The sequence below is a fragment of the Micromonospora echinofusca genome (assembly GCF_017614955.1).
GTDB classification, from domain to species: domain Bacteria; phylum Actinomycetota; class Actinomycetes; order Mycobacteriales; family Micromonosporaceae; genus Micromonospora; species Micromonospora echinofusca_A.
In genome coordinates this window covers 1-9,806 of record NZ_WVUH01000275.1, presented here as the reverse complement: position 1 = coordinate 9,806, position 9,806 = coordinate 1, and the positions used below count along the sequence as shown (strand labels likewise).

The 9,806-nt window shown below is 73.4% G+C and carries 7 protein-coding genes; 5 read left to right on the top strand and 2 right to left on the bottom strand.

Annotated elements, in window-relative coordinates; genetic code table 11:
- Positions 1-19: 19 nt before the first annotated feature.
- Both GSF22_RS25055 and GSF22_RS25050 read left to right on the top strand, forming a co-directional pair.
- Positions 20-1,072: a methyltransferase gene (locus GSF22_RS25055; protein WP_208816189.1), complete on the top strand. Its 1,053-nt coding sequence runs from the start codon at positions 20-22 to the stop codon at positions 1,070-1,072.
- Complete coding sequence (locus GSF22_RS25050; RefSeq protein ID WP_208816187.1) at positions 1,069-3,516, top strand: lantibiotic dehydratase; 2,448 nt, start codon at positions 1,069-1,071, stop codon at positions 3,514-3,516. Before GSF22_RS25055 ends, GSF22_RS25050 begins: the two co-directional genes overlap by 4 nt.
- 96 nt (positions 3,517-3,612) lie before the next feature.
- On the opposite strand, the gene GSF22_RS25045 is transcribed toward GSF22_RS25050, so the two are convergent.
- Positions 3,613-4,125 carry an HIT family protein gene (locus tag GSF22_RS25045; protein ID WP_208816188.1) on the bottom strand — a complete coding sequence of 171 codons (513 nt, stop codon included), beginning with the start codon at positions 4,123-4,125 and terminating at the stop codon, positions 3,613-3,615.
- 265 nt (positions 4,126-4,390) lie between these two features.
- On the opposite strand from GSF22_RS25045, the gene GSF22_RS25040 reads away from it, so the two are divergent.
- Positions 4,391-5,143: a D-Ala-D-Ala carboxypeptidase family metallohydrolase gene (locus GSF22_RS25040; protein ID WP_208816186.1), complete on the top strand. Its 753-nt coding sequence runs from the start codon at positions 4,391-4,393 to the stop codon at positions 5,141-5,143.
- Positions 5,144-5,241: 98 nt separating this feature from the next.
- On the opposite strand, the gene thrS is transcribed toward GSF22_RS25040, so the two are convergent.
- Positions 5,242-7,245, bottom strand: a complete 2,004-nt coding sequence (gene thrS / locus GSF22_RS25035; protein WP_208816185.1) for a threonine--tRNA ligase — start codon at positions 7,243-7,245, stop codon at positions 5,242-5,244.
- Positions 7,246-7,391: 146 nt separating this feature from the next.
- Here thrS and GSF22_RS25030 point away from each other — a divergent pair, with 146 nt between their 5' ends.
- The gene (locus GSF22_RS25030; protein WP_208816184.1) at positions 7,392-8,081 is read left to right on the top strand and encodes a response regulator transcription factor; all 690 of its coding nucleotides are present in this window, start codon (positions 7,392-7,394) and stop codon (positions 8,079-8,081) included.
- A 29-nt stretch (positions 8,082-8,110) separates the two neighbouring features.
- A complete protein-coding gene (locus tag GSF22_RS25025; RefSeq protein ID WP_208816183.1) occupies positions 8,111-9,502 on the top strand; it encodes a HAMP domain-containing sensor histidine kinase in 1,392 nt (463 codons plus the stop codon).
- Positions 9,503-9,806: the final 304 nt, after the last annotated feature.

Below are 9,806 nucleotides of genomic sequence, written 5' to 3'. Positions count from 1 at the left end.
ACCCGAAGGAGCCCCCGAGATGCCGGTGCCGCTGAGCCCGGACGAGGCCCGCCAGTTCCTCGACTCCGCCGAATCCCCCGCCGCGTACCTGGACCTGCTCGACGCGGTCAGCTTCCGGTCCGCCGGTGCCGCGCTGCGGCTGGGCGTGTTCGAGGCGCTCGCCGACGGCCCACTGCCGGTCGCCGAGATCGCCACCCGGACCGGTACCGATCCGCTCGGCCTGCGGCTGCTGCTGGACGCGCTCGCCGGGTACGGCTACCTGACCCGCGCCGACGGCCGGTACGCCAACAGCGCCAACACCGCCCGCTGGCTGCTGCGCGCCGCACCGGACAGTTTCGCCCCGGTGCTCTCCTTCTGGACCACCGTGGTCACCGGTTGGTGGCACGACCTGGAGGAGTCGATCCGGACCGGTGGCCCGACCGGCGACTTCTACGCCTGGCTGGAGAAGCAGCCGGAGACCCTCGCGGATTTCCAGACCATGCTGCGCCGGCTCTCCGGCTGGCTCGGCGGGGAGATCGTCGACCTGCTGCCGGTCGGTGCCGACGACCGTAGCCTGCTCGACGTCGGGGGCGGTCACGCCGGCTACCCGGTGGCGTTCCTGCGGGCCCATCCGCACCTGCGGGCCACCGTGGTCGACCTGCCCGGCGCGTTGGAGCAGGGGGCGGTGACGGTGGCCGAGGCCGGACTCACCGACCGGGTGACCCTGTGCCCCGGTGACCTGTTCACCGCCGACTGGGGTACCGGCCACGACCTGGTGCTGCTGTTCAACATCGTGCACGGGTACCAGCGGGAGCAGGTGTCCAGCCTGCTGTGCCGGGCCGCCGCCGCACTGCGCCCCGGCGGTCGGGTCGCGCTGCTGGAGCCGCTGGCCGAGGTGCCGCAGCGGCCGCCGGGCCCGGGTGAGGCGTTCGTCCGGATGTTCAGCCTGAACCTGTTCCACACCCAGGGCGGCCGGGCGTACGACTTCCCCGAACTGGCCGACCTGCTGGCCGGGGCGGGGTTCACCGACGTCCGGCAGACCATGCTGACCCGCTCGGACACCGACCACCTGGTCACCGCGGTCCTCGGTTGAGGGCGTCGCCGCACCTCGTGGAGCTGGGCGCCGGGTGGGGCCTGTGGCGGTGGTTCTGCCTGCGGGCGGCCGGTTTCCCGTTCGACCTGCTCGACGCGCTCGCCGACCCGGAACTCGCCGAGCTGGCCGACCGGGCCAACGCGGCGGATTCCGGACCGGACGGGCCAGCAGCGGCGGCGACCGGGCTGGGCCGGCCGGCAGCGACGGCGGCCGGGGGCCGGGTGGGCGATCCGGCGGCGGTCGAGGCCGCCTACCGGGACCGGTTCCGCCGGGCCGGCGTCGACCTGGGGTGGGCCCTGCACCGGGTGGCGGCCGATCCCCGGGTCCGGGAGGCGGTCGCCTGGCAGAACCCGTCCGCGCTGACCAGCGGCTTCGACACCCTGCTGCGCCGGGACCCGGCCACCGTGGCGCGGACCGGCCGGCACCGCAAGACCGAGGTGCTGGTCGCCGGCTACCTGCACCGGTACTGCGCGAAGAACGACACCATCGGCTTCTACGGGCCGTTGCGCTGGGGCCGGATCGACCCGGAGCAGACCGACCCGGTCCGGCGCACCGACGACGGCACGACCGGCAGCCGCACCCTCTACCTGGAGGGTTGGGCGGTCGCGGCCCTCGGCCGGGCCCTGGCACCGGCGCTGCGCCCCTGGCTGGTACCCCGGCTGCTGCCGCTGTTCGGCCTGGTCGGCGACGCTCTGCGGGTACCGATGGGTGATCCGGTGCCGCTCGGTCCGGTCGCCGCGGCGGTGCTGCGGGCCTGCCGGCCCGGTCGCACCGCCCGCGAGGTGGTGGCCCGGGTCTGCGCCGACCCGGCCGGCCCGACCCGCGATCCGGCCGCCGTCTGGGCCGCCCTGGAGCGGCTGCACGCCGAACACCGGATCGAGTGGACGCTGGAGGCGGCGCCGGACGACCTGCGGGCCGCCGCGACGCTGCGGGCCGTCGTGGCCGGCGTCGACGATCCCGGGGTACGCGCCGCCGCGCTCGCCGCGTTCGACCGGCTGGCCGGCGCGACGGCCACCGTGGAGGCGGCCCGGGGTGACGCGACGAAGGTGGTGGACGCGCTGGACACCCTCGGTACCATCTTCACCGATCTGACCGGCGCCGACCCGGCGCGTTCCCCGGGGCAGCTCTACGCGGGGCGGACCCTGCTGTTCGAGGAGTGCCGGCAACCCGACTCGATCTCGCTCGGCCCGGCCGCCCTCGACGCGTTGCGGGCACCGCTGGCGCTGCTGCTGGACAGCGCCCGGTGGTACACGGCCGCCGGGGCGGCGCTCTACCGGCGGGCCCTGCGCACCGTGTTCGACCAGCTCGCCGCCCGGCACCCGGACCGGGCGGTACCGCTGGCGGAGCTGTGGCTGGCCGCCCGGGGGCTGCTCGTCGACGACCCGTCCCCGGTGGTCCGGCCGCTGGTCCGGGCGTTGCAGCAGCGCTGGGAGCGGCTGCTGGCCGTGCCGGCCGGTACCCGCCGGGTGTGGCGGGCCAGCGCCGATCTGCGGGCCGGGTTCGCTGCGGTGTTCCCGGCCGGACCGGCCGGGTGGGCCACCGCCGTGCAGCACAGCCCGGACCTGATGATCGCCGCCCGGGACCTCGCGGCGGTCCGGGCCGGCGACGTCGACTGGGTCCTCGGCGAGCTGCATCCCGGGTACCACACGATGCGGTACGCGAGCTGGGTGGACTGCCATCCCGCGCCCGACGAGTTGGCCGCCGCGATGGCGGCGGACCTGCCCGGCGGTGTGGTCCGGTTGGCGCCCACCGGCGCGCAGGGCGGCAGTGCCACCCGGTTCTCCCCCCGGCTGCGTTCCCCGGGCGAGCGGCGGCTGGTGTTCGCGCCGGACAGCGTGGGCCACGATCCGGCCCACGACCTGGTCGTCGGGGCGTGCGACGTGGTCAACCGGTCCGGCCGGCTGGTGGTCCGCCGCCGGGCCGCCGGGACGGACGGTGCGGACAGTCGGGCACCGGGTGCCGACGGTGCGGAGTACGACCTGGTCGAGGTGGTCGCGGACCTGGTCGCGCAGCATCTGATGCCGCATTTCCGGCTGCTCGCCCCGGCCGCCCACCGGCCCCGGGTCACCATCGACCGGCTGGTGGTCAGCCGGGAGAGCTGGACGTTCACCGTCGGCCAGGTCGACTTCGCCGACGACACCGACGAGGCCCGGCGGTTCCGCCGGGCCCGGGCCTGGAAGAGCCGGCACGGGCTGCCCCGGCACGTCTTCGTCCGGGCCACCGGGGAGGCCAAGCCGGTCCACGTCGACCTGGCCGGGCTGGCCGCGGTCGACGTGCTCTGCCGGGCGGTACGCCGGGCCCGGCGGGCGGCCGGTGACGCGGCGCGGGTCACCGTGGTGGAGATGCTGCCGACCCCGGAGCAGATGTGGCTGACCGACCCGGTCGGCCGCCGGTACAGCGCGGAACTGCGGTTCGTCGCCGCCCCGACGACGGTGGCCGGCTAGCGGGGCCAGGCGGCCAGCAGGGCCAGGCGGCCAGCAGGGCCAGGCGGCCAGCAGGGCCAGGCGGCCAGCGGGGCGTCCGGCTAGCGGGGCGTCCGGCTAGCGGGGCCAGGCGGCGGAGAGCAGGTTGCGGGTGTCGGCGAGCAGTTGCGGCAGCACCTTGGTCTGGCCGATCACGGGCATGAAGTTGGCGTCGCCGCCCCAGCGGGGTACCACGTGCTGGTGCAGGTGGGCGGCGATGCCGGCGCCGGCCACCCCGCCCTGGTTCATCCCCAGGTTGAAGCCGTGGGCGTTGCTCACCTGACGGATCACCCGCATCGCGGTCTGGGTGACGGCGGCCAGCTCGGCGGTCTCGGCCACGTCCAGGTCGGTGTAGTCGGCGACGTGCCGGTACGGGCAGACCAGCAGGTGGCCCGGGTTGTACGGGTAGAGGTTCAGGACGACGAAGACGTGCTCGCCCCGGGCGACGACCAGGCTGTCGTCGGGGGAGAGCCCCGGGGCCCGGCAGAACGGGCAGCCGCTCGGCTTCTCGTACCCCTCGGCGGGACGGTCCTCCCCGGAGATGTAGGTCATCCGGTGCGGCGTCCAGAGCCGGTCCAGTCCGTCCGCCATGCTGCCGTTGCCGGTGCCACTGTCGGTCGTGCCGTTGCCGACGCCGCCGTTGCCGGTGCCGTCGGTCGTGCCGTTGTTGCCGATGCCGCCGTCCGCGTGCCGCTCCGCCCCAGTCACACCGCCGATCCTACGGTTCCCGGCCCCCGGCGCCACCAGTCCGCCCCGTCGGTGCCTCCGGCCACCGTTGGTAAACAACTGATAAACCTCGATGTTAAATATTGACGGCTATAACATCGATACTGGAAACTTCCTCCATCTCCCGATCATGCCCCTGGAGGAAAACGTGTTCCGACGACTCGGTCGACTCCTCGCCGCCTGCGTACTGGCCGCCACCGCCACCATGGTGGGCCTGGTCACCACCGGCGGCGCCGCCCACGCTGACGCCTGCTACACCTGGGGACGCACCCTCTCCTCCGGGATGAGCGGCGAGGACGTCCGGCAGCTCCAGATCCGGATCTCCGGGTACCCCGGGTACGGCGCCCGGATCGCCATCGACGGCGCGTTCGGCCCGGCCACCCGGTCCGCGTTGATCCGCTTCCAGCAGGCGTACGGCCTCTCCGCCGACGGTGTCGCCGGACCGCAGACCTTCAGCAAGCTGTACGCGTTGCAGGACGACGACTGCACCCCGGTCAACTTCAGCTACGCGGAGTGGAACAAGTGCAACTCCGACTGGTCCGGCGGCGCGGTCTCGGCCAGCACCGCGAGATTCAACGCGCTGGTGTCGATGTGGAAGCTCCAGGCGATGCGGCACGCCCTCGGGGACGCACCTATCTACCTCAGCAGCGGCTTCCGCAGCTACTCGTGCAACAGCGCGGTGGGTGGCGCATCTAACAGCCGGCACCTGTACGGTGACGGCATCGACCTGGTCGGTTCCCACTCGTTCTGCCGGCTCGCCCAGCAGGCCCGCAACCACGGCTTCAGCAACATCCTCGGCCCCGGCTACCCCGGGCACGACGACCACACCCACCTGGGCAACAGCCCGACCCAGTCCTGGTCCGCCCCGAGCTGCGGGATCTGATCCCCCGCCGACGGCGACCCACCGGGCCACCCGCCCCGGGCGTTAACAAGGGCCCCCTGCTATACCGAAAGCGATAACAGGGGGCCCTTCCTTACATCTCAGGCGGCGGAGGGGCCGGCGTTGGTCCGGGAGCGGACCACCTCGACCACGTGCGCGACCGCCTCGGCCAGCGGTACGCCGTTGCGCTGCGAGCCGTCCCGGTAGCGGAACGAGACCGTACCGGCGGCCACGTCGTCGTCCCCGGCCAGCACCATGAACGGGATCTTCTGCTGCTGGGCGGTACGGATCTTCTTCTGCATCCGGTCGTCCCCGGCGTCCACCTCGGCCCGGATGCCCTCCCCGCGCAGGGTGGCGACGAACTCGGTGAGGTAGGGCGTGTGGTCCTCCCGAATCGGGATGCCGACCACCTGCACCGGGGCCAGCCAGGCCGGGAACGCCCCGGCGTAGTGCTCGGTGAGCACCCCGAAGAAGCGCTCGATCGAACCGAACAGCGCGCGGTGGATCATGACCGGCTGCTGCCGGGTACCGTCGGCGGCCTGGTACTCCAGCCCGAACCGGGCCGGCTGGTTGAAGTCCACCTGGATGGTGGACATCTGCCAGGTCCGGCCGATGGCGTCGCGGGCCTGTACGGAGATCTTCGGGCCGTAGAAGGCCGCGCCACCCGGGTCCGGCACCAGGTCCAGGCCGGACGCCTCGGCGGCGGTCCGCAGCGCCTCAGTGGCCTCGGCCCAGTCGGCGTCCGACCCGATGAACTTGGGCGAGTCGTCCCGGGTCGACAGCTCCAGGTAGAAGTCGTCCAGGCCGTAGTCGCGCAGCAGGTCGAGCACGAAGGTGAGCAGCGCGGTCAGCTCACCGGGCATCTGCTCCCGGGTGCAGTAGATGTGCGAGTCGTCCTGGGTCAGGCCCCGGACCCGGGTCAGCCCGTGCACCACACCGGACTTCTCGTACCGGTAGACGGTGCCGAACTCGAAGAACCGCAGCGGCAGTTCCCGGTACGACCGCCCGCGCGCCTTGAAGATCAGGTTGTGCATCGGGCAGTTCATGGCCTTGAGGAAGTACTCGGCACCTTCGAGCTGCATCGGCGGGAACATGGTGTCCGCGTAGTACGGCAGGTGGCCGGAGGTCTCGAAGAGCTTGGCCTTGGTGATGTGCGGGGTGTTGACGAACTCGTACCCGGCCTGCTCGTGCTTGATCCGGGAGTAGTTCTCCAACTCCCGGCGGATGATCCCGCCCTTGGGGTGGAAGACCGCCAGCCCGGAGCCGACCTCGTCGGGGAAGCTGAACAGGTCGAGGTCCGCGCCGAGCTTGCGGTGGTCGCGGCGGGCCGCCTCCTCCAGCAGCTTCAGGTACGCCTTGAGCGCGTCCCGGGTCGGCCAGGCGGTGCCGTACACCCGCTGGAGCTGGGGGTTACGCTCCGAGCCCCGCCAGTACGCGGCGGCCGAACGCATCAGCTTGAACGCGCCGATCAGCCGGGTGTTCGGCAGGTGCGGGCCCCGGCACAGGTCGGACCAGCAGACCTTGTCCTCGTTCGCGGCGAGGTTGTCGTAGATGGTCAGCTCACCGCCGCCGACCTCCATCACCTCCCCGGCGTCGAACCCCTCGCCCTTGACGTCGACCAGTTCCAGCTTGTACGGCTCGTCGGCCAGTTCGGCCTTCGCCTCGGCCAGGCTGTCGAAGCGCCGCCGCCGGAACCGCTGCCCGGACTTGACGATCTCCTGCATCCGCTTTTCGAGCTTGGCCAGGTCGTCCGGCTGGAACGGCTTGTCGACGTCGAAGTCGTAGTAGAAGCCGTTGGTGATGGGCGGGCCGATGCCGAGCTTGGCCTCGGGGAAGATGTCCTGCACGGCCTGGGCGAGCACGTGTGCGGTGGAGTGCCGCAGCACGTTCAGTCCGTCCGGGGAGTCCAGCGGGACCGGCTCGACGGCGGTTTCCACCTCGGGCGCCCAGTCCAGGTCGCGGAGCTGACCGGACGGGTCACGGACCACCACGACGGCCTTGGGGCCACTGGTCGGCAGACCGGCCGCCGCCACCGCGTCGGCCGCCGTCGTACCGGCCGCGACCACGACGGGCTCGGCCACGACAGGGTTACCGGGTGCTGACACGGCTACTCCTCAAACCAGACGAAAAGGACAGGGCCCGATGTCGGGACCAGGAAATGCTATCGGTCACCGTGCGGGCGACCCGACCCGCCGTGACCTCGGGCGTGGCCACACCGCGACCGGCTTGCCACGGGCAGTACCGTCGTCACGTGGCAACCGTGCTCCTGGTGGAAGACGACCACGTCGTGCGTGGCGCGATGCTGCGGTCCCTGGCCGACCGTGGGCACGCCGTGCACGCGGTGGGTACCGCGCTGGACGCGCTGCGCCGGGTCGCCGCGGAGACGCCCGACCTGGTCGTGCTCGACCTCGGGCTGCCCGACCTGGACGGGGCGGACGCGCTGCGGATGCTGCGCGGCATCACCGACGTGCCGATCATCATCGCCACCGCGCGCGACGACGAGCAGGCGATCGTCCGGCTGCTGCGGGCCGGGGCGGACGACTACATGGTCAAGCCGTTCACCGGCGCGCACCTGGAGGCCCGGATCACCTCGGTGCTGCGGCGGGCCGGGCGGGCCAGCCGGACGGTCACCCCGGCGGTGCACACCGTCGGCGGGCTGCGGGTGGACGTCGGCGAGCGCAGCGCCCAGCTCGACGGGGTGCCCCTCGCGCTGACCCGCAAGGAGTTCGACGTGCTGGCCTACCTGGCCGCCCGACCGGGCCGGGTAGTGTCCCGCCGGGAACTGTTGGAGGAGGTATGGCGGCAGCCATCGGTCGGCGAGGACCAGACAATCGACGTTCATCTGTACTGGCTGCGCCGCAAGCTGGGCGAGTCCGCGGCGAAGCCGCGCTACCTGCGCACCGTGCGGGGGGTGGGCTTCCGGCTGGTGGCCCCGGACTGAGGCGGGCCCTGGCGTACCTCGCCGCCGGCATGACCACCATGGTCGCGCTGGCCTTCCTGATCCCGCTCGGCATCACCCTCGCCGAGGAGCACCGCGAGGAGGCGGTCGCCGACGCGGCCCGGCGCAGCGCCCTGGTCACCGGGGCGCTGGCGGTGGACACCGACCCGGCGGTGGTGGCCCGGGCGGTCGAGGCGACCGGCGGGGACCCGGCGACCCGGCCGGTCGTGCACGGTCTGGGTACCCCCACCACGGGGCGGGCGACCGGCGCGGACCTGGCCCGGGCCAGCACCGACAAGCGCACGCTGGTCGCGGACGTACCCGGCGGGGTGGCCCGGCTGGAGCCGGTGGTGCTCGGCGACCGGGTCGCGGTGGTGGAGGTCTTCATCCCGGACGCGGTCCTGACCCGGGGCAACGGCAGCACCTGGGCGCTGCTCGCCCTGGTGGCGCTCAGTCTGGTGGTGGCCACGGTGATCGTGGTGGACCGGCTCGCCGCCCGGGCGGTCGGGTCGGCCCGCACGCTGGTCCGGGCGGCGCTCGCGGTGGGCAACGGCGACCTCGGGGTACGCATCGAGCCGACCGGCCCCCGGGAGCTGGCCGAGGCCGGGTACGCCTTCAACCGGATGGCGGACCGGCTGGCCACCTTCCGCACCGACGAGCGGGAACTGGTCGCCGACCTGTCCCACCGGTTGCGTACCCCGCTCACCGTGCTGCGCCTGGACGCCGAGGCGCTGGAGTCCGACGACACCAGCGTGGGGTCGTTCAGCGAGGCGGAACTGGACCGCCGACGCACCATCCGCCGGATCCGGCAGGCCATCGTCACGCTGGAGGGCGAGGTGGACGTCCTGATCAAGACGGCCCGCAAGACCGTCGCCCAGGAGACCGGCCCGAGCGCCTGCGACGCCAGCGAGGTGGTCCGGGACCGGATGGTGTTCTGGGCCGCCCTGGCCGGCGACCAGAACCGGCCCTACCAGGTGCAGGGGGCGCAGTTGCGGATCCCGGTGCCGGTCCCCCGGGCCGAGTTGGCCGCCGCGATCGACGCCGTGCTGGGCAACGTGTTCCGGTACACCCCGCAGGGCACCGCGTTCGAGGTGGCCGTCTCCCGGCGGGACGGGTACGTGGCGATCCGGGTCGACGACGCCGGGCCCGGCATCCCCGACCCGGACCGGGCGCTGCGCCGGGGCGCCAGCGACCAGGGGTCGACCGGCCTCGGGTTGGACATCGCCCGGCGGGTGGCGTTGCAGGCCAACGGCTCGGTGAGCATCGACCGGGCCCGGTTGGGCGGGGCCAGCGTGGTCATGCTGCTGGCCGACCCGGAGGCCACCCCGCGCCAGGTCAGCCGGTTCGGGCTGGTCGGCCGGATGGCCCGGGAGCGGGACACCGCCGCCCGGCGCTGGTCCCGGCCGAGATCCTCGGACGGTTGAGCGCGCCCGGCAACCGGACCGGCGGGTGCTCCGCCTACGGCGGGCGCTCTGGCGTACGGCGGGTGCTCTGGCGTACGGCGGGTGCTCTGCCTACGACGGGTGCCGGACGGCGCACCGGAGGTGAGGATTTCCTCGATCTCCGTAACTCTGTCTTAGGTCTGTCTTAACCGCGTTCCGCACCGGACCCGGCCGGTGGCAGCATCCTCTGCGGAACCTGCCAGCTCCGCCGACGGCCAGCGCCCCCGTGGTACCCCATCGGCCGGCGGAGCGTGCGCGCGGCGGCGGCCGGGTCCCCCCACACCCT